This window comes from Streptomyces griseus subsp. griseus (assembly GCF_003610995.1).
Taxonomy (GTDB): domain Bacteria; phylum Actinomycetota; class Actinomycetes; order Streptomycetales; family Streptomycetaceae; genus Streptomyces.
Genome location: NZ_CP032543.1, coordinates 3589709 through 3615298, shown reverse-complemented (window position 1 = coordinate 3615298; position 25590 = coordinate 3589709). Strand labels below are relative to the sequence as shown.

Annotated in this window: 23 protein-coding genes and 3 pseudogenes; 6 read left to right on the top strand and 20 right to left on the bottom strand. The window is 71.6% G+C overall.

Going from position 1 to position 25590, the window contains the following annotated elements; all coding sequences use genetic code 11:
* Positions 1-14: 14 nt before the first annotated feature.
* From D6270_RS16080 to D6270_RS16050, 7 genes are all read right to left on the bottom strand, one after another.
* Positions 15-839 carry an enoyl-CoA hydratase/isomerase family protein gene (locus D6270_RS16080; protein WP_109164789.1) on the bottom strand — a complete coding sequence of 275 codons (825 nt, stop codon included), beginning with the start codon at positions 837-839 and terminating at the stop codon, positions 15-17.
* The gene (locus D6270_RS16075) at positions 836-1966 is read right to left on the bottom strand and encodes a cytochrome P450 (protein WP_109164790.1); all 1131 of its coding nucleotides are present in this window, start codon (positions 1964-1966) and stop codon (positions 836-838) included. The genes D6270_RS16080 and D6270_RS16075 overlap by 4 nt, the downstream gene beginning before the upstream one ends.
* 289 nt (positions 1967-2255) lie before the next feature.
* Positions 2256-3665, bottom strand: a complete 1410-nt coding sequence (locus D6270_RS16070) for a cytochrome P450 family protein (protein WP_109164791.1) — start codon at positions 3663-3665, stop codon at positions 2256-2258.
* Between the two features lie 82 nt (positions 3666-3747).
* Positions 3748-4338: a GTP-binding protein gene (locus tag D6270_RS16065; protein ID WP_109164792.1), complete on the bottom strand. Its 591-nt coding sequence runs from the start codon at positions 4336-4338 to the stop codon at positions 3748-3750.
* Positions 4313-4687 (bottom strand): DUF742 domain-containing protein, encoded by a 375-nt coding sequence (locus D6270_RS16060; protein WP_109164793.1) that lies wholly within the window; start codon positions 4685-4687, stop codon positions 4313-4315. Before D6270_RS16060 ends, D6270_RS16065 begins: the two co-directional genes overlap by 26 nt.
* Positions 4684-5088 (bottom strand): roadblock/LC7 domain-containing protein, encoded by a 405-nt coding sequence (locus tag D6270_RS16055; RefSeq protein ID WP_018514044.1) that lies wholly within the window; start codon positions 5086-5088, stop codon positions 4684-4686. The genes D6270_RS16060 and D6270_RS16055 overlap by 4 nt, the downstream gene beginning before the upstream one ends.
* Positions 5085-6353: an ATP-binding protein gene (locus D6270_RS16050; RefSeq protein ID WP_109164794.1), complete on the bottom strand. Its 1269-nt coding sequence runs from the start codon at positions 6351-6353 to the stop codon at positions 5085-5087. Before D6270_RS16050 ends, D6270_RS16055 begins: the two co-directional genes overlap by 4 nt.
* 530 nt (positions 6354-6883) lie before the next feature.
* Here D6270_RS16050 and D6270_RS16045 point away from each other — a divergent pair.
* From D6270_RS16045 to D6270_RS16035, 4 genes are read left to right on the top strand one after another with little or no spacing between them, the layout of a single operon-like run.
* Positions 6884-7312 carry a hypothetical protein gene (locus D6270_RS16045; RefSeq protein WP_109167414.1) on the top strand — a complete coding sequence of 143 codons (429 nt, stop codon included), beginning with the start codon at positions 6884-6886 and terminating at the stop codon, positions 7310-7312.
* Complete coding sequence (locus D6270_RS33120) at positions 7312-9021, top strand: hypothetical protein (RefSeq protein WP_225976875.1); 1710 nt, start codon at positions 7312-7314, stop codon at positions 9019-9021. Before D6270_RS16045 ends, D6270_RS33120 begins: the two co-directional genes overlap by 1 nt.
* Complete coding sequence (locus D6270_RS32540) at positions 9018-9392, top strand: hypothetical protein (RefSeq protein WP_225976874.1); 375 nt, start codon at positions 9018-9020, stop codon at positions 9390-9392. The genes D6270_RS33120 and D6270_RS32540 overlap by 4 nt, the downstream gene beginning before the upstream one ends.
* Before the next feature lie 26 nt (positions 9393-9418).
* On the top strand, positions 9419-9931 hold the full coding sequence (locus D6270_RS16035; protein ID WP_158650526.1) for a hypothetical protein: 513 nt from the start codon (positions 9419-9421) through the stop codon (positions 9929-9931).
* A gap of 205 nt (positions 9932-10136) precedes the next feature.
* Here D6270_RS16035 and D6270_RS33115 read toward each other — a convergent pair.
* Together D6270_RS33115 and D6270_RS16025 are read right to left on the bottom strand one after the other, a co-directional pair.
* A pseudogene (locus D6270_RS33115) lies at positions 10137-10415 on the bottom strand (cytochrome P450); the annotation flags it as partial.
* 21 nt (positions 10416-10436) lie between these two features.
* Positions 10437-11564 carry a LacI family DNA-binding transcriptional regulator gene (locus tag D6270_RS16025; protein WP_109164797.1) on the bottom strand — a complete coding sequence of 376 codons (1128 nt, stop codon included), beginning with the start codon at positions 11562-11564 and terminating at the stop codon, positions 10437-10439.
* Between the two features lie 140 nt (positions 11565-11704).
* Here D6270_RS16025 and D6270_RS16020 point away from each other — a divergent pair.
* Both D6270_RS16020 and D6270_RS16015 read left to right on the top strand, forming a co-directional pair.
* Positions 11705-12648 (top strand): annotated as a pseudogene (locus tag D6270_RS16020) (carbon-nitrogen hydrolase).
* A gap of 248 nt (positions 12649-12896) precedes the next feature.
* On the top strand, positions 12897-13835 hold the full coding sequence (locus D6270_RS16015) for an oxidoreductase (protein WP_109164799.1): 939 nt from the start codon (positions 12897-12899) through the stop codon (positions 13833-13835).
* Between the two features lie 79 nt (positions 13836-13914).
* Here the strand turns inward: D6270_RS16015 and D6270_RS16010 are convergent.
* The 11 genes and pseudogenes from D6270_RS16010 to D6270_RS15960 all read right to left on the bottom strand — a co-directional run bounded on the left by D6270_RS16010 (position 13915) and on the right by D6270_RS15960 (position 25567).
* Positions 13915-15224: pseudogene (locus D6270_RS16010) on the bottom strand (LLM class flavin-dependent oxidoreductase).
* Entirely contained in the window at positions 15221-16663 is a 1443-nt protein-coding gene (locus D6270_RS16005; RefSeq protein ID WP_225976873.1) for an NtaA/DmoA family FMN-dependent monooxygenase, read from the bottom strand. Before D6270_RS16005 ends, D6270_RS16010 begins: the two are co-directional and overlap by 4 nt.
* Positions 16664-16797: 134 nt before the next feature.
* Positions 16798-17748, bottom strand: a complete 951-nt coding sequence (locus D6270_RS16000; RefSeq protein ID WP_109164800.1) for a fumarylacetoacetate (FAA) hydrolase — start codon at positions 17746-17748, stop codon at positions 16798-16800.
* Positions 17749-17814: 66 nt separating this feature from the next.
* Positions 17815-19125, bottom strand: coding sequence for a pyridoxal phosphate-dependent aminotransferase (locus tag D6270_RS15995; RefSeq protein WP_109164801.1), 1311 nt, complete (start codon positions 19123-19125; stop codon positions 17815-17817).
* 57 nt (positions 19126-19182) lie between these two features.
* Positions 19183-20916 carry an AMP-binding protein gene (locus D6270_RS15990; protein WP_109164802.1) on the bottom strand — a complete coding sequence of 578 codons (1734 nt, stop codon included), beginning with the start codon at positions 20914-20916 and terminating at the stop codon, positions 19183-19185.
* Entirely contained in the window at positions 20916-22052 is a 1137-nt protein-coding gene (locus D6270_RS15985) for a Glu/Leu/Phe/Val dehydrogenase dimerization domain-containing protein (RefSeq protein WP_109164803.1), read from the bottom strand. The genes D6270_RS15990 and D6270_RS15985 overlap by 1 nt, the downstream gene beginning before the upstream one ends.
* A gap of 43 nt (positions 22053-22095) precedes the next feature.
* Positions 22096-22659, bottom strand: coding sequence for a type 1 glutamine amidotransferase (locus tag D6270_RS15980; RefSeq protein ID WP_109164804.1), 564 nt, complete (start codon positions 22657-22659; stop codon positions 22096-22098).
* Positions 22656-23477, bottom strand: a complete 822-nt coding sequence (locus D6270_RS15975) for an amino acid kinase family protein (RefSeq protein WP_109164805.1) — start codon at positions 23475-23477, stop codon at positions 22656-22658. The genes D6270_RS15980 and D6270_RS15975 overlap by 4 nt, the downstream gene beginning before the upstream one ends.
* Entirely contained in the window at positions 23474-24529 is a 1056-nt protein-coding gene (argC, locus tag D6270_RS15970; protein WP_109164806.1) for an N-acetyl-gamma-glutamyl-phosphate reductase, read from the bottom strand. Before argC ends, D6270_RS15975 begins: the two co-directional genes overlap by 4 nt.
* On the bottom strand, positions 24526-25380 hold the full coding sequence (locus D6270_RS15965) for an ATP-grasp domain-containing protein (RefSeq protein WP_109164807.1): 855 nt from the start codon (positions 25378-25380) through the stop codon (positions 24526-24528). The genes argC and D6270_RS15965 overlap by 4 nt, the downstream gene beginning before the upstream one ends.
* 1 nt (position 25381) lies before the next feature.
* Positions 25382-25567 (bottom strand): lysine biosynthesis protein LysW, encoded by a 186-nt coding sequence (locus D6270_RS15960; RefSeq protein WP_093689889.1) that lies wholly within the window; start codon positions 25565-25567, stop codon positions 25382-25384.
* Positions 25568-25590 lie beyond the last annotated feature (23 nt).

Sequence of the window (25590 nt, the reverse complement as noted above, 5' to 3'; positions counted from 1 at the left end):
TCCCCAGTTGATTGTTACGAGTGTGACGTGTCGGGCCCAGGAGTGCGAGGGGGTGTGCGCCGGCCGGCTGCCGCGACCGAGGCCATCAGCTCCGCGTCGAGGAAAGATGGATCGGCCATCCGGGTGGCCGCCGCATAGGAGTTGAGCAGGGCTTTCGTCACCCTGAGGGCGGCCTCGGGACGGCGCACGACGGGCTTCGCCCAGGCCTGGACGGCCTGATCCAATTCATTTTCCGGAACGACCCGCTGGAGGACGGAGAGCGCTTGCGCCTCCGCCGCGTCGAACGCCCTTCCGGTCAGGATCAGTTCGCGGACGCGGGCCGCGCCGACCTCGTGGATCAGCCGGGGCAGCAGTCCGCCCCAGGCGGTCGGCAACCCGAGCGCCAGCTCCGGCAGCCGGAAGGAGGCGCTCTCCGCGCCGACCCGCAGATCGCAGGCGAGGGCGAGCGCGAGGCCCGCGCCGATCGCCTTGCCCTGGACCCGGGCGACGGTGACGGCCCGGTTGCCGGAGATCGCCTCGCAGACCCGGCGGGCCTTCTCCCCGGCGACCCGGATGCCCCGCCCGGTCGGGTCCTCCTCCAGCCAGTCGGCGAACTCGGTGCGGTCGCCGCCCAGGCAGAAGTCGTCCCCGGCACCGCTGAGCACCAGCACCCGCACCTCGGGGTCCGGTGCGGTGACGGCGTCCAGCAGCTCGTCCAGCATCGCCTCGGTGACCGCGTTGCCGGTCTCGGGGGCGTACAGCTCCACATGCAGGACGGGGCCCTCGCGCCGGGTGCGTACCGTCGCGGGAGGCTCGTACGAGGAGGAGGGGGTCAGGAAGTCGGGCAGCGAGAGCTTCACAGCGCCACGCCCAGCGAGGTGATCCGTCGGAAGACCATCCGGGGGGCGTACACCGGCGGGGATGCGGCCCGCAGGGAGGGAAAACGATCCAGCATGCGGGCCAGCAGCGTCCGCGCCTCCAGCTTGGCCAGCGCCGCGCCCAGGCAGTAGTGCACCCCGCCGCCGAAGGTGAGGTGGCTGCCGCCGCGCAGGATGTCGAACACGCCGGGGTCGGGGTTGCGCCGGGGGTCGTGGTTGGCGGCGCCGTACAGGACGTGGACCATGCTGTCCTTCTTGATCGGGACGCCGGCCAGGACGGTGTCCTCGGCGGCGACCCGGGTGTTGAGGTGGATGGGCGGGTCGTAGCGCAGCACCTCGTCGACGGCCGCGTCGATGTGCTCGGGGTGGTCGCGCAGCCACTGCCAGCGGCCGGGATCGGCCAGCAGCAGGGAAGTCATCGACGTCAGCAGCGTCGCGGTGGTCTCCAGCGAGGCGATGGTGACGAACATGGTGAGCCGGTACAGGATCTCGTCCGCCCGCTCCCGGTCCGGCTCCATCGCGTCCCACGTGTGGATCCAGCCGGTCAGCACGTCGTGGCGGGGCTCGGCCCGGCGGCGGGCGACCAGGGCGGTGAAGTACGCGCGCAGCTGCGCGGTCGCCCCGGCGGAGATCGCCAGCTGGCTCTTGGTGGGCAGCAGCTCCTGGGCGTACACCTGGTTGTGGGTGATCTCCAGGATGTGGGGGTAGTCCGCGGGCGGCAGCCCCAGCCAGGAGCCGACCGTGTGGACCGGCAGCTGTTCGCCGACCGTGGAGACGAAGTCCGCCTCACCCCAGCGGAGCTTCTCGGCCAGCTCGTCCAGGAGCCGGTCGGCGTCGCGCTCGACGTCGGGGGTGAGGCGTTCGATGGTGGAGCGGTCGAAGAGGTTTCCGAAGGAACGGCGCTGGCAGGTGTGTTCGGGGGCGTTCAGCCGGGCGAGGGTGCCGGTCATCTCCCGGGTCGCGATCGCGTCCCACTGCTTGGAGTCGTCCTGCCGTTCCTGCCAGGCGAAGTCGGGGACGAGCCAGTTGCGGCCGCGCAACACCTGGCCGCAGGTGTCGAAGCCGGTGACGAAGTAACCGTTCCAGGGAGCGCGGACGACGTCACCCATCGTCCGCAGCTCCGCGAGTATTCCGTAGGGCTCGGCCTGCCCTTCGGGTGAACCGAGCCTACGGAGAAGGTCGATGACCGCGCGGCGTCCGTCGGGGGTCCTGGTGGTACCGCCAGTGATGCTCACGCAGAGTCCCTTGACCTAGGCCCATGGTTACCGACCAGAACCTACCCTTCCGGATAGCTGCGCCAAGCATCGCTCTCTGTTGCCCCCGTCACATACAATCGTTACAAATGCCCGTTTTCCTATGCGAATTGTCTGCCTGTGAACCATACGCGTGCGATGGTATTCAGACCCGGAAGACGTCCAGGAACGAACTCCACCAGCCCTTCTGCTTCTTGGCCGGCTCCGCAGCGTGACGACCGGCGGGAGCCTGCTGGGGCGCCGCGTTCCGGTACGGATCGGACAGCTGCGCCGAGGTCGGCGCCGGCGGCTGCGTTCCGGTCGCTGTGCGGCGGGCGGCGGTCGGGGTGAACCGTACGGGCAGGGAGACCAGGGCCCGGTGGAAGGGGCCGGGGCGCCAGCCGACGCCCGAGGCCGGGACGGCCAGCGAGAGGTCGGGCACGGTGTTGAGGATCTTCTCGATCGCGGTCAGCGCGATGAGGGTGGCGGGCGACTTCGCCGGGCAGACGTGCGGGCCCGCGCCCCACGCCAGATGGGCCCCCTTGCTCAGGGTCTGGCGGGCGTCGGTGAGGGACGGGTCGCTGTTCGCGGCGGCGAAGCTGATCAGGACCGGGGTCTCCGCCTTCAGCACCACCCCGTCCAGCTCGATGTCCCGCACCGGGTAGTGCGTGGCGTAGTTGGCGATCGGCGGGTTGTTCCACAGGACGTCGTCCAGCGCGTCCTCCACGAGCATCCCCGAACCGCGCCGCTCCGGCGCGCCCGGCTGGTCACCGGAGAGCATCAGCAGCAGCGCGTTGGCGATGAGGTTGCGCTCCGGCTCCACCCCGGCGCCCATCAGCATCACCAGCTGGTCCTTCAGCTCCTCGTCCCGCAGCCCCGCCGGGTGCTGGATCAGCCAGGAGGTGATGTCCTCACCGGGCTGGCGCCGCTTGAGCGCGACCAGCTCCATCAGGCACTCGGTCAGCTCCGCGTTGGCGCGCAGCACGTCCTCGCCGTCGAAGATGGCCGACATCGACCGGGTCAGCCGGTCGCCGATCTCGCCGGGGCAGCCGAAGAGCTGGTTGAAGAGCAGCAGCGGCAGCAGCTTGGCGTACTCGTTGAGCAGATCGGCGGTGCCGCGCTCGATGAACTGGTCGATCAGGTAGTCGGCGATCCGCTCGACGTCCCGGCTGACCCGGCTGCTGTTGAGCCGCGCCAGCGACTCGGTGACCGCCTTGCGCAGCCGCAGGTGCTCGGCGCCGTCGGTGAACAGGCAGTTCGGCCGGTACATCATCATCGGCAGCACCGGGCTGTCCATCGGGATCGCGCCCTCGCGCAGCGCCGCCCAGCGGCGCGAGTCGCGGGCGAAGAGTGCCGGGTTCTGGAGCACCCGCAGCGCCGCCTCGTGCTGCACGATCAGCGTGGCGTCCACCCCCGGCGCCAGCTCGATCGGGGCGGCGGGGCCGTGCGCCCGGAACGCGTCGTAGGCGCGGTGCGGGTCGGCGGCGAACTCCGGCCCGTACAGCGAGGTCTGCTGCTGGTGCATGGGGCACCCGGCGGGGGCGCTGTACGGGGTGGCTCCCGGGGACGGGTCCATGGTGGGCTTCCTCGGTGTGATCGCGGGGTCGGGTGGGCCCCGGCTTCTGTATACGGCGGGGGTACGGCGGTGGGTACGGGGATCAGGCCGCGTGGGCGAGCAGGTGACGTACGAGCGTGATCAGGGCCTGTGCGGAGGACTTCTGGTCCCGGGCGTCGCAGTAGACGACCGGGGTGTCCGGCAGCAGGTCGAGTGCCTCGCGCAGCTCGGCCTCGGCGTGCTGGGAGTACGGGTCGAAGCTGTTGACGGCGACCGCGTACTCCAGGCCGTACGTCTCGACCAGGTCGATCACCGGGAACGTGTCGGCCAGCCGCGCCGGGTCGACCAGGAGGAGCGCGCCCAGCGAACCGCGCGCCATGTCCTCCCACAGCTCCACGAACCGCTGCTGCCCCGGCGTACCGAACAGGTACAGCACCAGCTCGTCGCTGAGGGTCAGGCGCCCGAAGTCCAGGGCGACCGTGGTCGTCTTCTTGTCGGGCGCCCCGCGCAGGTCGTCGACCTGGGCCGCGGCCTGGGTCATCCGCTCCTCGGTGCGCAGCGGGGTGATCTCGGAGAGCGTGCCGATCAGGGTCGTCTTGCCCACGGCGAAGTGCCCGACGACGAGGATCTTCGCCGCGCGCTGGACCGCGTCCGGCACATAGATGCTCTCAGCCGAACCGGACTTGGAGTCCATGCAACACCTCTTCGAGGATCTTTCTGTCGACGAGCTGGGCCGGTGGCGGCGCCTTGCGGCGCAGCAGATGTCCCTGCTGGTTTAAATCCTGGAGCAGCAGCCGGGCCACCCCGACCGGCAGGCCGAGGTGGCCGGCGACCTCGGCCACCGAGAGGTAGCCGCCCGAACACAGCTCCCAGATCGCCTTGACCTCGGGGCTGGGGTTGGGCGGCGGCTGCCGGTCGGGGGCGAGGGTGACCAGGGTGACGAGGGAGAGGTCCTCCGCGTCGGGCAGCCCCCGTCCCCCGGTGATGACGTAGGACCGGACGAACCCGCTGCTGACGTGCTGCTCCTCGCCCGGTGCCGTCATATCTCGCTGCCCGCGTTCTGGCGGGGCGGCGTGGTCATCGCCTTCCCCAGCGCGGTGACCTGCTGCTGCATACGGAAGGACATCGCTTCCATGTCCACATCGGCGGCGGCGGTGGCGGCCAGGTAGGCGCCGGTGCCGGCCGCGATGAGGAAGATCCAGCCGTCCTCGTACTCCAGGAGCGTCTGCCGCCAGCGGCCCGGGTTGCGGGTGCCGATGAAGGGGGCGACGGCCCGGCTGAGGGACTGCATGGAGCTCATGGCCGCGGCGACGGTCTCCGCGTCGTCCCGGCCGATCTCGCTGGAGTTGGCGAGCAGCAGGCCGTCGGCGGATACGAGGATCGCGTGCCGGGCTCCGGGTACCTGGAGCACATCGTTCAGTACCCAGGACAGATCGGGGTTCACTGGATCTCGGATCCTTCCGTGGTCGTCGTCGTGTCCCGCCCGGAGCGGGTGCCGCGCTGGAACGCACCCAGGCGGGAGGCGGTCTCCTCGTTGCTGCGGACCGGCTGCGGCGCGGCAGGCGGCACGGCGGAGACCGGGCTCTTGCGACGACGCTTCGGCAGCCCGCCGGAGGTGGTGGTGATCTGGGCCAGCTGCTGGGTCGCGGTGTCCTGGCGCTGGGCAGCCGGCGGGAAGAGCGGGGTGGGCGCCGGGGCGGGTGCCTGCTGCCACTGCTCGGGCTGCGGGGCGGCCTGCGGCTGCTGCTGGTTTCCGTACGGTTGGTATGCGTCGGGCATCTCGGCGGGTGCGGCGTGCTGCGGCACCTCCGTGGTGAGCAGCTCGTCCGGGATGAGTACCACCGCGCGTACGCCTCCATAGGGGGAAACGGAGTCCACCGAGACCCGGAAGCCGTAGCGGGAGGCGAGCATCCCGGAGACGGCGAACCCGAACTGCGGCGGGATGCCCAGGCTGGAGACGCTGATCGCCGCCTGGGGGGAGAGGAGGGCCGCCGCGCGGTCCTTCTCCTCCTGGCCCATGCCGAGTCCGGCGTCGTCGACGATGAGGCAGACGCCTGTCGGTACGGCCTGGATGTTGATCTCCACCGGGGTTCCGGGGGCGGAGTAGTTGGTGGCGTTGGCGAGCAGCTCGGCGAGGACCACCGCGACCGGTTCGACGGCCCGGCTGACGACCGAGAAGTTCACCTGGCCGTTGACCCGGACCCGGTCGAAGTGGCGGATACGGCCCTGGGCGCTGCGGGCCACGTCGAAGACGGAGGCCACGGTCTCACGCCGGCCGAGCCAGCCGCCGCAGAGCACCGCGATGCCCTGGGCGCGCCGGCCGAACTGGCTGTTGGCGTGGTCCATGGCCATCAGGTCGGCGAGGATCCCGGGGTCGTCCCCGTACTTGCGCTGGGCGTTCTCGATCACGACCTGCTGCTCGTCGGCGAGGCCCTGGAGGGTGCGGACGGCCGCCTTGAGGACCGCCTTGGTCTCCTCCTCGGCGTCCTTGCGGACCTCGGCGAGCTCGGAGGCCTGCCGCTGGAGGAGGCCGTTGTGGACGACGAGGAGCTCGTCCCGCTGACGCAGGAGCGTGTCGTGCTCCCCGCTCAGCTCGGCGTTGCGTCTGCGCAGTTTGATGTTGGTCGCGCGAGCCCGCAGGACGGCACCCACGGCGACCAGTGCTACGACAACCAGTGCCCAGATGACGGGGCCCTGTGGAAATGTCATGAGACTCACTTCAAGTGCCATGGCTGGAAACGGCTTGACACCCCGTCAGGCGGCACGCAGCCAGGGCTCGTTCGCCACGACCGTGCGCCGCTTCGGGAGGTGCCCCTCCGAAGGTGGGGCCGAGGAATTCATCCCTCCCGGAATGCCCCCATACGCCATCAGCCCACTGGAAGTAAGATGATCTTATCATTGGCCGGACGGCGAAATGTCAAGCTCGCCACACCAGTTGCCACTCGACGCAGAACGTTCACATTGCGGAGACGTGGAGGAGGCGTTCCGGGCCGTATTCCCTTCATCGGACGCGGTGTTGGGCGCGGAGGCCCCGCGCCGGGAGCGGCTGCGCCCGCGCTCCATCGCCTACGACAGAAGCCGGGCGTACGGGGGTGGCGCGGGTCCCGAAACCGGCGGCCCAGGGCCCACGGCGGCAGGCGCCCCAAGGCTTGATCGCCGTCGGAGTCCTCTTGGTACGTTGAGAAAATCGGACGTACGAGGAACGCGCGGGGGCAGTGCGCACGGGGGAGGAAGCCTTCATGGCATGGGACGAGTGGGAGCAGCTGAAGAGCCAGGCGGCCATGCAGCTCAACCGGGTACCCGATGAGGGTGGCGGACCGGCGCCGGGCGGCGACCTCAAGGTCAGCCAGAAGGACCTGGCGGCCGTGGGCGACAGCGCCTTCAAGCTCTTCGAGAGGCTGGGCAAGGACGGGCGCGACGCCTGGTCCGCGAGCCGGAGCGCGGCCAAGGACCTGACGACCCAGGGGTTCGCCGTCGGAGGCGGACTCGACCATGTACAGAAGCGGTGGGAGGAGCAGCTCACCTCGCTGCTGGACGCCTGCGCGCACATCTCCAACCACATGGACTACACGAAGAACGCCCACGCCGGCGACGAGTACCACATCTACTCGACGGTCAGCAGCATCTCCACCCTGGACGAGGGGTTCACGGAGAGGACCCAGCGCTGATGGACCTCGACACCCTGCGGCACGGCAACTTCGCCCAGCTCAACGAGGCCATCACCGCCTGGAAGGGGATGGCCGACAAGCTCAAGGCGCTGGACACCTATGCCCGGGACGACCTCAAGGCGAAGGCGGACAAGGCGAACTGGGCCGGTCTGAACGCCACAGTCTCCCGGGAGTTCATCACGAAGACGGTGGGCGAGTTCAGCGACGCCCACACCCAGGCGACGACGATCCACAACATCCTCAAGGACACCCGCGACGAGCTCGTGGAGTACAGGACTGAGCTGGACCAGGCGCTGGAGCGGGGCCGGAAGAAGAACATCACGGTGGTGCCGACCGGCAACGGCGGCTTCACCGTCACGATGGTCGTCCACCCCGACCGGGCGGCCAAGGGCACCCAGGTCGCGGACCACTCCCAGCAGGACGTGGACCACCTCCGTGACGACGTCCAGCGGATCCTGAACCGGGCCACCGAGAGCGACACGAGCGCGGCGAAGGTCCTGAAGGCCATCGCCGACCAGGCCGAGGTGGGCTTCTCCGGCGCCCAGTACAAGGACCGGGACTCCGCGGCCGACGCGCTGAAGAAGGCGGAGGAGGCGGCGAAGCTCATCAAGGAGAAGGGCGACGAGATGACGCCCGAGGAGTTCCAGCGGCTGAACTCCACGCTCGGCGCGTACAAGAACGACCTCCTGTTCCAGGAGAAGTTCGCCACCAGGCTCGGCCCGAAGGGCGTGCTGGAGTTCTGGGCGGACCTCACCGAGGTCTCCTCCCCCGATGACCTGGCCCGCACACAGCTCGACCAGCTCGGCGACTTCCAGAAGAACCTCGGCCTCACCCTCGCCGGCGCCACCCAGTCGGACAGCCCCGCCATGCGCGCGTGGGAGAACGACATGGTGAAGTTCGCGGGCGAGCGGTACCAGACCCGCGGTTCGCAGGTGTGGGGCTTCCAGCTGATGAGCAACCTGATGCGGGTCGGCGACTACGACGACTCGTTCCTCGACAAGTACGGCAACGCGCTGGTCGAGACCGAGAAGAAGATGAAGCTCCCCGGCAACTTCTGGTCCGGCGGTGTCGGCGGCCCGAACATGCCGAAGATGAACTTCATGGGCGACGAGGACTTCGGCCGCGACCCGATGACCGGCTTCATGACGGCCCTCGCCAACAGCCCGGACGCCTCGACGGAGTTCTTCAACACCAAGGAGCCGCAGGACAACGCGGAATGGGTGCTCAAGGAGCGCAAGTCCTTCGACGACACACCGCTGGACGACGGGCCCAATCCGGCGCTGGAGGCGACGGGGAAGGCGATGTTCGCGGCGGTGTCGGGGGTCGGTGACCCGGACGACGGAGGTGCCACGTTCGTCGAGCACACGGAAGCCCACCGCGAGGCGCTCAAGCGTTCCCTGGGTTTCCTCGCCGAGACGGGCGACGATCTCCCCCCGGAGCTGCGTCGCGACATGGCCTGGGCACTCGGTAACCACGGCGAGACGGTTCACAAGGTGATGAGCGACCCGCTGGGGTCCTCGGTGATGGACGAGGACCAGCTCCTGGAAGTCACCAAGCAGATTTCCAGGAACAAGGATTCCTACGCCCTGCTGAACGAGCAGATGAACTATGCGATTCTCGCCGACATCAACCTCAACAAGGAGCACCCGAGGACACTCTGCGGGACGCCGGACGTACCGTCGGATTCCTGGAGCAGGCACGGCAGTTGACCATCAACACCGACGAGTCGAAGGACCTGCGCGACACCTCGTGGGACCAGCGTTGGGGTTACCACGTGGTCGGGACGATCGCCAACCAGTTCGGCGGCGACATCGCGCAGCGCGGAGTCGACGTGATCACGGCGGCCTGGGCCGAGGAGGAGGGGAACCGCATCGGCGAGAAAGCCACCGACGACCGTAAGGCCAATCACGAGGAGCGCAACCTCCAGCTCCGGGCCATCGCCGATCACTGGTACGCGGAGAATTCCGAGTGGGCTCAGAACGAGAAGGACTTCTCCAAGGACCGAGGCGTCTACACCCAGATCAGGGACGCGGCGGACCACGGAAATCACAAGGCCGACGGGGTCGGAGGCGAGAAGTAGTGAACAGGTTCCCCAGGACCGCCTCGGTGGTGCTTGCCCTCCTGCTCGCGGGCGTGACAGCCGGGTGCGGTACGGAGGCGAAGCGAGAGTACGGCCTTCCGGAGAATCTCTGCGAGGTCCCCGTGAAGGAGAATGCCGTCGACCCCGTTCTTCCGCCGGGCAAGACCCTTGAGCAGCAGGCCGAACCGCTCGAACCGCCGGTGAGCTCCTGCCGTGTCCTCGTGGACAAGCGTCGCATCCTGTTCCTGTCCATCAGCCAGATCGACGAGTTCGCCGATCCGATGGGTGAACGGGAGAAGGAACCCTTCCGGAACCGGAAGCAGATGAAGGACCTGCCGTTCGAAGGCAAGGGCGCGATCGGCGACACGAATGCGATGGTCGCCGCAGAGTGTGATTCGGACGCCTCCCGCTACATCCTTGTCGAGTTCACCGTCGGCGAGGGCCTGGACGAGGACACGGCTCGGCGTCGCGAGAAGATCGATCGCTTCGCCAAGGAGTACACGAAAGCGGTCAAGAAGGCGGTTTCGTGCATCGGATAGCTGCGCGAGCGGGCGCGCTGTGAGGTTCAGCCGCCGGCCGGGCGCGCGTCGAAGATGAGGCGGTCCGACCGGCCTTGTGGCACGGTCACTCTCAAGGTCCCGCCGGTGGTCATCGTGGGACGGGACCGGGCAGTACGGCTGCGCCACCTGACCGCCGTCGACCGGCCACCGGGCGGAAGCGGAGCGGCAGGCTCTTCGTGCCGCTGGCGATGACAGCTGTGTACCGGCCGGGGGATCGCGCGTTGTCGGCCCTGTCGAGCCCCGGCATGTCGGCGATGGCATTGACCGGGAGACGGCTCGCGTGGTCGGCGACCAGGTCGACCGACCCGGAGGCACGGAAACCGTCGGTCAGCTCGCGCCAATCCCGTTAAGTGACGGGCAAGAACTTCTCCCGCAGGTCACTGCCCCGGAACGCGGGCGCCACCAGTGCCCGGCGGCGCACGGTGTGCTCGTCCCCGCTGAGCTGGAGGACCGTGCGGCCGTGTCCGTGGTGTCGCTCCACCGCTCAGGTGGGTGTGACGGTGGAGGGCCGTGTCTCCAGCGCCCAGGCGTGGCCGCGGACGGTGTCGGGGGCGGCGCGGCCCGCCAGGATGTCGCAGAGCAGCTCGGCGCAGGCGCGCCCGTACGCGGCGGGGCGCAGGTCGACCGCGGTGACGGGCGGCTCGGCGGAGCGGGTGGCGGTGCCGTCGACGCAGGAGGCGACGAGGAGGGGGGTACGGGGTTGGGCCCCGGTCCCATCACCCGTGCCGGCCGCATGGCCCGAGGCGCTGTCAGACGTACGGGCAGAGGTGGCGCCCACCGTGCGGGCAGAGGGGCCGCCCACCGAACGGGCAGAAGCGCCGCCCACCGTACGGCCCAGCGCTGCCGCCGCCCGGAGGACGCCCGGGGCCGCGCCGTCCGGGGCGCAGATCACCGCGTCCACCGTCGGGTCCGCCCGCAGCAGGGCGAGTGTCGTCTCCTCGGCCTCGCCCGGGGTGGCGGCGAACGGTACGGTCCGCAGCGCCACGTCCACCCCGTGCTCCTGGCCCCAGGAGGCGGCGGTGGTCCGCAGGGCGGTGGCCCACGCCGAGGTGCCCGCGGGGGCGAGGACGGCGGGGCGGCGGGCGCCTCGCTCGGTCACGTGGTCCAGGAGTGCGGTGAGCGAGGCGGCGTTGTCGCAGACCACGGCACCGGTGGGGGCGGCGGAGGGGCCGAGATAGCGCTCCCCGGTCACCACCGGAACGCCCGCGTCCAGCAGCCCCGGCACAGCGCTGTCGCCCACCTCGGGGTCGATCACCAGCAGCCCGTCGACCCGCGAGGCGACCGGCCCGCCGGACGCTCCTTCCGGGGCGAGCAGCACCACGTCGAACCCTTCCTCCTGGGCGCGCGCGACGGCTCCGAAGGCGAGGTTCATGTAGTAGTCCAGCCGGGTCGCGGTCTGCGGCAGGTGCAGCCCGATCGCCCCTGTGCTGGAGCGGCGCAGCCGCCGGGCCGCGCTGTTGGGCCGGTAACCGAGCTCCTCCGCCACCGCGCGGACCCGGTCCCTGGTCGCCTCCGCGACGCGCCCCGAGCCCTGGAGGGCGTCGGAGACGGTGCTCTTGGAGACCCCGGCGGCGCGGGCTACGTCAAGCAGGGTCACGGTCCGGGAGGTCACGGGGGTGAAGTCTAGACGGTCGTGATCGTACGAGGTGGAGGGTTGCCGGAACGTTCCGGCAGGGTTAGATTCGGTGCCATGCCGGAACGTTCCGGCATCTTCCTCGTCCGCCCTGCCGTCCCACGCCCCTGGAACTGGTCATGCGTCTGATCACCGCGTACAACCCGCCCGCCTCCCCGACCCGGACCCGGCCCGCCGAGCGTGCCCCCCTGCGCGTCGCGGTCGTCCAGCAGCGGTGGCACCGCGACCCCGCCGAGCACCGCGCCGCCCTGCGGGAGGGCATCCGTCTCGCCGCCGCCGAGGGGGCGCGGGTCGTCTGCCTCCAGGAGCTGACGCTCTCGCCGTACTTCGCCGTCGTCCGCCGCGCCGACCACCCCGCACCGGCCGGGCCGGAGGAGCTGCTGACCGGCCCCACCTTCACCTTCGCCGCCGAGGCCGCCCGCGAGCACGGGGTGTACGTACACGCCTCCCTGTACGAGAAGGCCCCGGCGCCCGGCGGCCAGGACGACGGCCTCGGCTACAACACCGCGATCCTGGTCGCCCCCGACGGCACCCTCGCCCAGCGCACCCGCAAGACCCACATCCCGGTCACGGAGGGGTACTACGAGGACGACTGGTTCCGGGCCGGTCCTGCGGGCGACGACGCCTTTCCGCTGGTCACCGTCGACGAGGCCCGCTTCGGTCTGCCGACCTGCTGGGACCAGTGGTTCCCGGAGCTGGCCCGCGCCTACTCGCTGGCCGGGGCCGACGTCCTCGTCTACCCGACCGCCATCGGCTCCGAGCCCGGCTTCCCCGGCTTCGACTCCCAGCCGCTCTGGCAGAAGGTGATCACCGGCAACGCGATCGCCAACGCCACCTTCATGGTCGTGCCCAACCGGATCGGCGCCGAGAACGGGCTCACCTTCTACGGCAGCTCCTTCATCGTCGACCCGTACGGCCGTGTCCTGGCCCAGGCCCCCGCGACGAGCCCGCCGTCCTGGTCGCGGACCTCGACCTCGACGCCCGTCGTGACTGGCTGGAGCTGTTCCCCTTCCTGACCACCCGCCGCCCGGACGCCTACGGCCCGCTCACGGTGACGGACTGAGGGACCGGCGGGACCTGGGGGCTTCCGCAGGGCAGGGGTCCGGTCTGCCTCAGTTCCGGCGGGGCGGGCCTCGGGACCCGGGGTGCGGTCTGCCTCAGGCCCGGAGGGGGGTGGGCCTCAGGACCCGGGTCCGGCGGGCCACAGGCCCGGAGGGGGCAGACTCCGGGACTCAGGTCCGGCGGGCCGCAGGGTGGATCGGCGGGGAAACCTCATGGCACGGGGGCACGACGGGCGGAGATCATTCAGGCATGACTTCCACGAGCTCCGCGAGCACCACAGCACCGGTCACCGCGGCCGCGTCCGGCCGTTGGACCCTCGGCGATCTGCCGGTCAACCGCATCGGCTTCGGCACGATGCGGTTGCCGCAGACCGGCGGTGCGCTCGTGCCCGACGCCGTCCCCCGCGACCGTGCCGACGCCCTGGCCGTGCTGCGCAGGGCCGTGGACCTCGGTGTGAACCACGTGGACACCGCCGCCTTCTACTTCTCCCCGCTGCGCTCGGCCAACGAGCTGATCAACAGCGCCCTCGCGCCGTACGCGGACGACCTGGTGATCACCACCAAGGTCGGCCCGGCCCGCGACGGGACAGGGCGGTGGGCGGACCACGCCCGCACCCCCGAGGCGCTACGCGGCCAGGTCGAGGAGAACCTCCGCCAGCTCGGCCGCGACGACCTCGACGTGGTGAACCTGAGGATCGTCGGTACGGACTCGATCGCCGAGCGCTTCGGTGCCCTGGCCGAGCTGCGCCAGGCCGGGCTCATCCGCCACCTGGGCCTCTCCAACGTCACCCCCGCCCACCTCGCCGAGGCTCAGGCCATCGCCCCGGTGGTCTGCGTGCAGAACCGGTACGGGATCGGGGTGCGGCCCGAGGACGACGCGTTCGTCCGGGAGTGCGGCGAGCAGGGGATCGCGTTCGTCCCCTTCTACGCGATAGCCGCGGCCGGCGGGGAGCGCGGCGCGACCGGGGCCGAGGCCGCCGAGGTGCTCGCTGTCGCCCAGGCGCACGGGGTGAGCCCGGCGCAGGTCCGGCTGGCGTGGACCCTGCACCGGGGCCCGCATGTGCTGGCCATCCCCGGCACCGGCGACCTCGACCACCTCGCCGCCAACGTGGCCGCCGGAGCCCTGCGGCTCTCCGAGGACGAGCTGAAGCTTCTGGAGACCTCGCACCGGAGGGCGGCGGCCGGCTGACCCTGCCGGTGCGCCTCTGTCCTTGCCGGTGACCCGTTGGCCTTGTCGTCGACCCGCCGGCCTCGGCCCCCGCCGCGTCTCAACCCGCCTTCGTGTAGCGGCTGGTGGGCCGGGGCAGGCCCAGGTGGTCGCGGAGTGTGGTGGAGGTGTACTCCGTACGGAACACCCCGCGCCGTTGCAGCTCCGGGACCAGGCCCCGGGTGATCGCCGTGAGGTCGTGCGGCAGGGTGCCGGGGCGGAGGCGGAAGCCGTCCAGGCCGGTGGAGCGCCAGTCGAGGAGGAGGTCGGCCAGTTCGGCGGGTGTGCCGGTGAAGACCTCGGCGTCCGAGGCCAGTTCGGCTCCGGCCACGTCGTCCAGGCGGGCCTTGCGGCGGGCGGCCGCGCCCGGGTCCTCGTCCAGGAAGACGATGAGGTCCGCGAAGGTCCGCAGCGGGCGTTCCACCACGTTCCGGCCGGTGCGCTCCACCGCCTCGGCGACCTGGGCGAGGATCGCCGCCGCGCCCGGCCGGTCGTGCGGGGTGACGGCGACGACGTCGGAGCTGAGCGCGGCGAACTCGTACGGGGTCGTGGCGTGCGCGAGGCTCACCACCAGCGGCTGGCCCTGGGGGTGCGTGGGGTGATGGACGGGCCCTTCACGCTGAAGTCCGCACCCTGGAAGTCGATGTGGTGGACCTTGTCGCGGTCCAGGAAGCGGCCCGTCGCCGCGTCCCGTATCTCGGCGTCGTCCTCCCAGCTGTCCCAGAGCTGCCGCGCTGCCTCCACCACCTCGGCGCCCTCCGCGAACAGCGCCCGCAGCGGCTGGGAGATCAGCTCCGAGTCGGTGACGTCGTCCTCGGTGAGCTGGGGTGTGGTGCGGCGGCCGAAGTGGGCGGCGTCGGCCGCGCGGGACGAGATCTGCGGGCGCCACCCGGCCCGGCCCTTGCTCGCGTGGTCGAGGGTGGCGATGCCGATGGCGAGGTGGAACGGCTCGGTGTGGGTGACGTTGGTGGTCGGGACCAGGCCGATGTGCGTGGTGAGCGGGGCGAGGTGGGCGGCGAGCAGTACCGCGTCGATGCTGCCCCTGACCTGGTCGGTGCGGTCGTCGGGCAGGTGGAAGGCGGCGGACTGGAGGCCGAGCGCGTCCTCGAAGGTGACGAAGTCGAGCAGGCCCCGCTCGGCCTCGGCGACCAGACCGGCCCAGTAGGCGGCGTCGAGGAGCTCACCCGGCCGGGCGCCCTCCTCGCGCCAGGCCGCCGGGTGCCAGCCCGCGCCGTCGAGGGCGACGGCCAGGTGCAGGGGCGCGCCATCGGGGGTGCCGGAGGCGGTGGCCGGGGCGCTCTTCGGGTCGGTGGCGCCGGCCTGGGTGCCCTTCGGGTCGGTGTCGCCGGTCGGGCCGGTCGTGCCGGTCATGCGGAGGTCTCCTTCTGGTCGCGCAAGGGCTGGTCGCGCAGGGGCTGGTCGCGCAGACGCTCGTCGCGCAGGGGCTGTCCGGGGCCGCCCCAGCCGGCCGGGCGGGGTGCGGTGGACAGGCCCAGGTGGTCCCGGAGCGTGGTGCCGGTGTAGTCGTCGCGGTGGACGCCCTTCTCCTGGAGGATCGGCACCACCCGGTCCACGAAGTCGTCCAGGCCGCCGGGGGTCAGATGGGGGACCAGGACGAAGCCGTCGGCGCCCTCGGTCTGCACGTAGTCGTCGATGGCGTCCGCGACGGTCTGCGGGCTGCCCACGAACGTCTGGCGCCCGCCCACCTCGATGACCAGCTCCCGGATGGAGAAGTTCCGCTCCTCGGCGAGCTTGCGCCACCGGCGGGCCGTCTCCGCCCGGCCCTTGCGGAAGACGGAGTGCCCCTTCAGGAAGTGGGCGTCGTCCTCGGGTTCGATGTCGGGGAGGGGTCCGTCCGGGTCGTACGCCGACAGGTCGCGGCCCCAGACCGCCTCCAGGTGGGCGATCGCGGTCTGCGGGCTGACCAGCTCCCGGCTGATCTCCTCCGCGTAGGCCGCCGCCTCCTCGTCGGTGTCCGCGACGACCGCGTTGGCGGTGGGGAGGATCAGCAGGTCCTCCGGGCTCCGGCCGTACGTCGCCAGGCGCCGCTTCACGTCCCGGTAGAAGTCCCGGGCCACGTCGATCCGGTTGTGCTTGCTGAAGATGACCTCGGCGTCGGACGCGGCGAACTCCCGGCCCGCTTCGGACTCCCCGGACTGGATGATCACCGGGTGGCCCTGCGGGCCCGGCGGGGTGGTGAACCGGCCGGAGATGTCGAAGTGCTGCCCCCGGTGGGCGAAGCGGCCGGCCCCGGGGGCGGTGAACTCGCCCGTCCTCGCGTCGGCCTTGAGGTCGTCGGTCGACCAGCTGTCCCACAACTCCCTAGTTGTGGTGAGGAATTCGGCGGCACGGGTGTAGCGGTCGGCCTCGGGGAGGAAGCCGCCCCGGCGGAAGTTCTCGCCGGTGAAGGCGTCGTAGCTGGTGACCACGTTCCAGGCGGCCCGGCCGCCGCTGAGCCGGTCCAGGGTGGCGAACCGGCGCGCCACCTCGTACGGCTCGTTGAAGGTGGCGTTGACCGTGGCGGCGAGGCCCAGGTGGGTGGTGACGGCGGCCAGGGCGCTCAGCACGGTCAGGTTCTCGGGGCGTCCCGCGATGTCCAGGTCGTAGACCTGCCCCTTGTGCTCGCGCAGCCGCAGCCCTTCGGCAAGGAAGAAGAAGTCGAACTTGCCGCGTTCGATGGTCTGCGCGAGCCGGATGAAGGAGTCGATGGCTATCTGGCTCTCGGAGCGCGGGTCCGACCAGACAGTCACATTGTGGATGCCGGGCAGCTGCGCTGCGAGATGCACCTGTTTCTTGGCGGTGGCGGGCACGGTGCGGTCTCCTCCTGGGAAGTCCGGCGGGGGCGGGGGGCGAGCCGGGGATCGGGTGGGGAAGGACGGTTCTCAGAGCGTGCCTGGGGCCGCTGGCGTCTGCACAGGTCAACCGGCCCTACTTCACGAGGTGTTCATGGTGCGGCGACAGGCGCCGGAGCGGCGGCCGGGGTGGTGGCCGGGGCCGGGGAGACGTACCGCACCTGGTTCTCGAAGGCGACCCCGTGGCTCTTCACGTCGATGGCGATGCGGTCGCCGTCCTCGATCCGGAACCCGTCGTGGAAGCTGGCCTCGTCGGCGCCCAGGAGCACGTAGTTGACCAGCCCGGGCCGCCGTACCGCCGGGAAGGTGAACAGGTGGTCCGCCATGTCCTGGATCCGGTGGTAGAGGGCGTCGTCGCCGCAGTCGAAGGGTCCCTCCCAGGCCGTCGTGCCGTCCCGGACGATGGTGACCCGGCCGGTCACCGTGCGCGGCGGCGGGCCGAGGAAGAGCCACGGGGTGAGGGCGGTGTCGCACAGCTTGCAGTACGGGTTGTAGCCCGGGTCCTGGCGGTGCAGGCCGATGTCGCACAGGTCGTTGCCGAAGGTGTAGCCGGCGTAGTGCGGGGTGCCGTCGGCGTCGTTGACGTAGACGAGGGCGATCTCGGGCTCCTCGATGAGGGCGACCGGGCGGGCCGGGACGACCAGGTCCTCGCCGGGCAGCTTCACCCAGTCGCCGAACCCCTTGAAGAACCACTTGGGCGGCGTGAACTCACCGCCATCCGGAGCGGTTTGGCCACCCCACTTCTTCTTGTGCGTGCCCATGAAGCCGCTCAGCAGGGCGTTGCCCGTGGCCTGCGGGAGCAGGGGCGGCAACAGGCGCAGTTCCGGGTCCCCGGCCGTGACGACGACCGCCGCCGCACCCTCGGTGAGCGCGGCCCGCAGCGCCCCCTCCGAGCCGTCGGTGGCGATGAAGGCGGCGGCGACCTGGCCGTCCGCCACCCGGTACAGGGTCTGCTGCGTGCCCTCCTCGGGGCGGCCGAAGCCGACATGGCGTTCGCCGCCGTACAGGGCCTCGAAGAGGACGGGGAGGTGGGAGTGGGGCATCGGTGACTCCTATGACGTAAGAGGTGCGTGTGACATACGGGGTACGCGGGTGGGGGCGGGGTGACATCAGGCGTGCGGGGCGGGAGCGGGGACCGGCGTCCCCGTCAGGTCGGCCAGGACCTCGCCGACCCGGTCGACGGACTCCCGTATCCACGGCAGGGCGAGCGGGTCCGCCGATTCCAGGGCCGCCCTGCGCCGCTCGGCGGTCTCGCCGTAGAAGTGGCTGGTCGCCGCGCGGATGCGCAGGGGGCGGGCGGCCTCCCCGAACGCGGTGGCGGGCAGGACGCCGACCCCGTACCGCTCGGAGAGCAGCGCGGCCAGACCGTCGCCGCCGTGCACGCCGTGCGCCTGGGCCAAGTGCTCGCGCAGAGGCTCGAAGTCCGGGTAGAGGTAGCAGGTCGCGGCCACGGGGGCGAGCTGCGCGCCCACGGCGGTGAAGCGGGCGGCGACCGCGCGCACCACCGTCTCGTGCAGCCGCCGGCTCGCCGCGACGCGTTCGGTGACCTCCGGCGGCTCACCGAAGGCGTACGCGGCCGCCGTCTGCACCGGTGCGGGTGGGGAGGACCAGATCTGGCTGGCGACCGCGGTGAGCCGGGTGTGCAGAGCGCGCCCCGGCTCACTGTCGGGCAGCCGGGCCACGCCGGTGCGCCAGCCGCCGAGCGCGAGGTTCTTGGTGAGCCCGGTGGTGACGACGGTCCGTTCGGGGGCGTGCAGGGCCGGGGAGACGGCGGGCCCGGAGCTGTCGTACACGAGATCGCAGTAGATCTCGTCGGAGACGATGACCAGGTCCAGTTCGCGGGCCGCCTGTGCCAGCCGCCGTACGGTGGCGGCCGAGGCGACCGTCCCGGTCGGGTTGTCCGGCACGGTCACGACCACCGCCCGGGGGTGCTGCCCGGCCGCCCGCGCGTCGGCGACCGCCTCGCGCAGCCGGTCCGGGTCGGGCACCCCGCCCTGCCCCGGCAGAATCGGTACGGGGATGGGCCGCGCCCCGACCAGCCGGGCCTGGGCCGCGTAACTCACCCAGCTCGGCACCGGCACGATCACGTCCCCGCCGATGGCCAGCAGCAGGGCGAAGAGGAGCGACTTGCTGCCGGGGCCCGCCACGATCAGCCCCGGGTCGATGCCCAGGCCGCGCCGCTCCCAGTACCCGGCGACGGCGGTGCGCAGGGCGGCGGAACCGGCGACGGAGCCGTACGCGTTCTCGTCGGCCGCCGCCGCGAGCCGGTCCCTGAGGGCCGGGAGGACGGGCAGGCCGATCTCCCCGCTCGCCATCGACAGGACCCGCTCCCCGGCCCGGCGCCGTCGGGCCAGGGCCTCGTCGGCGGCGAGGGTCGCCGACATGGAGACGGGGGCGGAGACCGGTGGGGGTTCGGGCATGACAGCGACTCCAGTGATCGGTAAGGGTGTTGAAAGCCAAGGAACGGGGTGTACGGGTCAGGGAGCTGAGGGGCTCGTCGCGTACCGCTCCCGCAGTTCCGCCTTGCGGACCTTGCCGGTGAGGGTCTTGGGAAGCGCGGGGACGAGTTCCAGCCGGTCCGGCAGGAAGCGGGCGTCGTGGCCCGCATCCGTGACCCGGGCCCGGACCTCCTCCAGCGTCGGGCCCGGGCCGCCGCGCGGGACCACCACGGCGACGATCACGTTGCCGGGGCCCTCCCCGCCGGCCGTCTCCAGCCCCACCAGCGCCGCCTCCTCCGCCCTGGGGTGGCTGCCGATCACCGCCTCCAGCTCCGTCATCGGCGCCACCCGCCCGTCCCGCAGCACCGCGTCCCGGGCCCGGCCGATGATGCGGATGCCGCCCTGGCCGTCGTCCCGGGCGAGGTCGCCGGTGTCGAACCAGCCGTCCTCGTCCAGCTCGGCCGCGAACGCCTCGGGCCGCCGGTGGTAGCCGAGCGCCAGCGACGCGCCGCGCACCTTGAGCCGGCCGACGGGGCCCGCCGAGCCCCCGTACGCACCCGACGCCTCGATCCGGGTCTCCATCGCGTCGATCGCGCGGCCGTTGCTCCGCGCCGACCAGCCCTCAGGGTCCTCGGGCCGGGTGGTGGTCACCGGGCCGTTCTCCGACATGCCCCACAGCGAGTGGGCGCGGGCGCCGAGCGTCTCGTGGACCTCGTCCGCCAGCTCCTGGAGGACCGGCGCCGAGCCGATCACCACATGCCGCAGCGTGCTCGTGTCCCGCCGCTCGGCCCGCTGGGAGGCGGCCACATCGGCGAGGGTGGCGGGCGGCCCGTAGAGCAGGGTCGCCCCGTACCGCTCCACCAGGTCCAGGAGCGCCTCGTTACGGCGTACGTCCTGGAAGGCGACGGTCCCGCCCAGCATGACCCCGGCCAACACCCCTTGGGCGAAGCCCGAGTAGTGGACCAGTGGCGTGGAGACCGCCGCCACCCACTCCTGGCCCTCGCCATCACCCGCTCCGAACGCGTCGACGTAGCCGCGTACCGCCGAGTGCACCGTGTTCTGGCTGTGCAGCACCCCCTTGGACAGGCCCGTGGTGCCGGAGGTGAACAGCACCACGAACGGGTCGTCCGCGCCGAGCGCCAGCCCGTCCAGCCGGGCGGCGGCGCCTTCCCGCTCCTCCCGCTCCTGCGCCACGAAGTGCTCGTGGAAGGGGAGCGCGCCTTCGGGCGGCGGGCCGTCCACCACCAGCACATGCTTCAGGGAGGGGAGTTCGGCCTTCAGCCGGGTGGCGGTCTCCGCCAGCGGTGTGCCGGACCACTCCGGGAGCGTGACGCACACCCGGGCCTCGGTGAGGCCGAGACGGTGGCGCAGCTCCTCCTCCGTGCAGATCGGGGAGATCGGGATGATGACCGCGCCGACCCGGATGGAGGCGAAGATCAGCGGCACCATCTCCCACCGGTTGGGCAGCTGTACGGCGACGAAGTCCCCGCGCCGCAACCCCAGTTCGAGCAGGGCCAGCGCGAACCGGTTCGTCAGACGGTCCAGTTCGGCGTAGTCGAGGGTGTCCGTACGCGACTCCGCCACGCGCCGGCCCGCGATGGCCAGCCGGCGTGGGTGCTCCCGGGCCTGGCGGTGCAGATCGTCGAGGAAGGTCTCGTCCCGCCACCAGCCCCGACGGCGGTATGCCTCGGCGCGCTCCACGTCGGTTCCGGCGCGCCCCTGCGCACCGGCCCCGGCGACAGGGGCCGGCCGCTCCCTCGCCGCCGTGCTCATCAGCGCTCCTTCCGGCGCGCCGCCAGCAGCTCCGGCAGCGGGTCGCCCGCCCGGGAGGCCGCGATCTCCAGCAGGTCCCGGGTGTTCCGGCGGACCCGGTCGCCGACCCAGTCGAAGACCCAGGCCTTGCGCGCCTCGGCCGCCAGGTCGAACGGGACGACCCGGGTGACGGCCAGGGCAGCCGAGGCGGCGCCGCCGATGTTGGCGATCACGCCCGGGACCAGCCCGGCCCCCGAGGCGGCCACCTTCTCCTTGGCCGCCGCGCTGGAGGCGAGGTTGGCGCCCTCCACCACCAGGCCGGCCCGCAGTCGGTGGGCATTCTCCGCGTTGATCGCGTACTTCTGCGCGGCCAGGATCAGGATGTCCGCGTCCACGTCCAGCCAGGCGTCCGGTTCACCGGAGAGCTTCACGTCCTGCGGCAGGCGGGCGCGGTCGATCGCGCCGAACTGGTCGGTGACGGCGACGAGTTCGGCGACCGGAAGCCGGTCCGCGCTGATCGTGCCCTGGATGTCCGCGATGCCCACGACGATGTGCCCCCGGTCCTCCAGGAACCGCGCCACCGCCCGGCCCACCGCGCCGAACCCCTGCACCACCACCCGGGCGGGCTCGGTGCGGCCGCTCGCCTCCAGGGCGGTGATCGCGGCGACGCCGACGCCATGGCCGGTGGCGTCGATCAGGGGCTCGTAGTACGTACGCCAGTCGATCGGCATGTCGGGGGCGCCGAGCCGGTAGCGGGGGTCGTACTCCGCCTCCTCGAAGAAGACGGCCCGGTCGGCGGGGGTGACGCCCATGTCGATGCCGAGGTGGATGCCGCCGTGCAGAAGCGGCTTCACCGTGCGGCCGAAGGTGCGGAAGGTCTCCTCGCGGGCCGCGCCCCCGGAGTTCGTACCGTCGGCGACGATCCCGGCCTTGGCGCCGCCGATGCGCAGCCCGGCCAGGGTGAACTTCTCGGTCATGTCCCGTGCCAGGCCGGCGACTTCCTCCTCACTCACCCCGGTGGTCATCCGGGTGCCGCCCATCGCCAGGCCGTCGACGAGTGTGTCGATGACCACCCATCCCTTGATGGCACCACCGCTGCCGTTGAGGTGGACGGTGAGGGCGGGGTCCTGCGGTTCTTCCGGTACTGCTGCGCTCATGGCGAAGTCCTTGTCCTGTACGAAGGGTCGGTGGAGGGCTCGGTCACTGGTAGAGCCGCGCGAAGCCCCGCAGGATCTCCAGGCCGTCCGTGCGGAACTCCAGGTGGGCCTGGGCGCCGTGGATCCGGCCGTCGTCCGAGCGGAGGAACTCCACGGGCGCGTGCTCGGAGCGGCCGATGGAGCGGTAGCCCGCCGGGGCCTCCTGGAGGTAGAGGGTGTGCCGGTGGAAGACGGTGACCGTGGGCTTCACATAGGTGAAGAGCGGCTCCTCCGTGTCCACCCGCACCTCGTAGCCGCCGACCCGCTGCGGCCCCTCCGCGAGTCGGCCGCCTGCCGCGACGGCGAGGATCTGCATCCCGCCGCAGATGCCGAAGACCGGCACGTCCGCTGTCGTGACCAGGTCGATCAGGGGCTTGTAGAACGCGCTGTCGTACGCGCGCACCTTGGTGCCGCTCAGCACGATGGCCTGGTAGCGGCCGCCCACCCGGGCGGGTACGGAGGAGGCGTCGACCGCCTCCGTATCCGAGCCCAACTCTTCAAATCGGGCGCGGAGTTGCCTGAGCGACAGCGTTCCGTTGTTGACGACCAGCACACGGGACCGCGTCATGCCTCTCCGCCTTCCGACCGGGTGATCAGCGTGCCGGTGGAGCCGTCCAGCAGCTCCGTGACGGCGGCGCTGCCGATGACGACCCGCTCCACCCCGCCTTCCAGGGCCTCGCCGGCGGCCCGCAGCTTCTTGCGCATGCCGCCCTTGGCGCCCTGGTCGCGGAAGGCGGCGGCGTCCGCCGCGCTGATCCGGCGTACCGGCCGGTCGTCGATGAGCAGATGGCCGACGTCGGTGACCAGGACCAGGTCGGACGCGCCGGTGGCCCCGGCGATCGCGGCGGCGGCCCGGTCGGCGTCGGTGTTGACCTCCTGGCCCGCCGCGTTCCGGGCGAGCGGGGTGACCAGGTAGGCGTGGCCCGGCTGGAGGTTCTTCAGCGGGGCCGGGTCGACACCGGTGATCGGGCCGACGAGGTTCTCCAGCTCCACGAGCCGCTTCTCCCGCCACCACCACCGCTCGCCCTCGGCCGCGCTGACCAGGCCGTCGCTGCCGAGCAGCCGTTCGGCGGTGATGCCACGGCTCTCCAGCCGTGCGAGGACGTCCTCGGCCAGGACGGCGCTGACCGCCTTGATGTCGTCGATGACCTCGGGGGTAGTCCACCGGCTCTGGTTGCCGTACCGGTCGCGCAGGATCGCGGACGGCTCGCGGTAGCGGGCGTCGAGTCTCCTGAGCGGCTTGGACCAGCCGTGCACGAGGACTAGGGGCCGGTCCTGGCCGTGCCGGGCCAGGTCGTCCCACCAGGTGCCGTCGAGGTCGTCGAGGCAGCTGCCGCCGAGCTTGACCACCGTAGGCACTGTGCGGAGAGGGGAGGATGCGCTCATGCCGGCATCACCGGCTGCTGGGTCAGCCCCGTCTCCTCCGGCAGCCCGAACCGCAGGTTCGTCACCTGCACGGCTTGTCCCGCCGCCCCCTTGACCAGGTTGTCGAGTGCGGCGAGCACGACGATCCGGCCGCCCTCCTCGTCCAACAGCACGGTGACATCGGCATAGTTGGAGCCGAGGACCACCTGCGGGTCGGGAACCGGGATCAGCGTCTCGTTGTGCCGCCGCACCCGGACGAAGCGGCGCCCCTTGTAGAAGCGCAGATAGTCCCGGTTCAGCTCCCGCTGGTCCACCTTCTCGTCGGTGAACACGTACGAACTGGTCAGCAGGCCACGGACGTTGGGGACGCCGTACGCCGACATGGAGAGGTTCCCGATGGTGCCGGGCTTGCTCCGCTCCAGGAAGTCGCCGACCTCGGCGGCGTGCCGGTGCCCGGTCGGGGAGTACGGGGCGATGGCCCCGGCCCGGAACGGGTGCAGGTCGGAGGTGCGCAGCTGGACACCGCCGCCGCTGGACCCGCTCTTGCCGTCCACCACCACCGTCTTCAGGCCGAGTCCGAGACCGAGGGTGAGCGGCGCCAGGCCCAGGGTGATCGCGGTGGCGTAGCAGCCGGGCAGCGAGATGAGTGCGGCGTCCTTCAACTGGTCGCCGATCAGCTCCGGTACGCCGTAGACGAATCGGTCCGCCAGATCGGTGCGGCGCCTGACCTTCGGGTACCAGCGGTCGTGCAGCTCCGGCGTACGGATGCGGAACGCGCCGCTGAGGTCGACGACGGCCGGGATGCGGTCGGCGAGCAGCGAGGACAGCTCCGCCGAGACCGGTGCCGGGGTGGCCAGGAAGAGGACGTCGACCTTCTCCGCAACCTCCTCGGTGACCGGCTGGATGGTCAGGCCCCGGTCGTCGCGGAGGCCGGGGTGGAGCTCTGAGGGGCGGCGGCCGATGTTGGAGGAGCCGCCCAGGAAGGTGAGTTCGAGGTCGGGGTGCTGGGTGATGAGGCGGATGAGTTCGCCGCCGGCGAGCCCGGAGGCGCCGACGACTCCTGCACGGATCATGCGAGTAGCTCCTGCACATGACGGGCGATGGCCGAGGGGATGTCCGCACCGGTGGCCGAGGCCACGGCCCGGAAGCCGGGGGCGTGGTTGACCTCGTTGACGACATGGCCGTCGGGGGTGGCGAAGAGGTCGACGCCGTAGATGCCGGGTCCGAGCACGTCGACCACACCGTCGACGATCTTGACGACATCGGGGTCGTGGGCGATGGCGCGGTTCTTGTTGCCGAGGGCCGCGTTGTTGCGCCAGTCGCTGCCGCCGCTCTCGAACTCCGCCGCCCCGATCAGCTCCCGCCCGACGACCAGGCAGCGCACCGAGCTGCCGCCGAGGTACGGCTCCACCACACTGGCCTGCTCGAAGGCGTGGGCCAGGTCCTCGATGTAGTCGTACACGGAGTGGGCGGTGTCGGCGTGCCGGATCAGCGTGACCCGCTTGCCCATCCCGCCGAAGACGGGCTTGAGGACGAGGGGGAGCGGCAGGTCGGCCAGCGCCTTGTCGAAGTCCTTGCGGGAGAGCACGAGCCGGTGGTCGGGGACCGGCACGCCGGCGGTCCGGAGGAGGGCGCGCAGGACGGCCTTGTTCTCGCAGGCGTGGATGGCCCGGGCGGTGTTCAGCGTGGGGACGCCGGCCGCCTCGGCGAGGGTGGCGATCAGGCCGCCGCGCGTGTAGCTGCGGCTGCGGATGAGGAGGGTGTCGTACCCCTTGACCGACGGGGCGTCCGGGTGGCCGAGGGAGAGGGACTCGTCGTTGACCCAGTCGATACGGAGGCCGAAGGCCGGGGCCGCCTCGATGAGCAGGCGTTCCTCCCAAGCGATCCGGTCCGCGACGAGGGCGACGGGACGGAGTGCTGCCATGTCACTGGCCCCAGTCGCGCAGTTGCACCTCGACCATCTCCAGCGTCAGCCGGCCGTCCTCGACGGCCTCGACGCGGAGGGTCAGGATGCACTCGGGGCAGGAGAGCGTCTCACCCAGGGCGACCGGGGGGACGGTCAGGTCGGTCTCGCACTCGGGGCATACGCCGGTCAGGGTGGCGGTGGACATCGTGAACTCCGTAGATCGGTCGG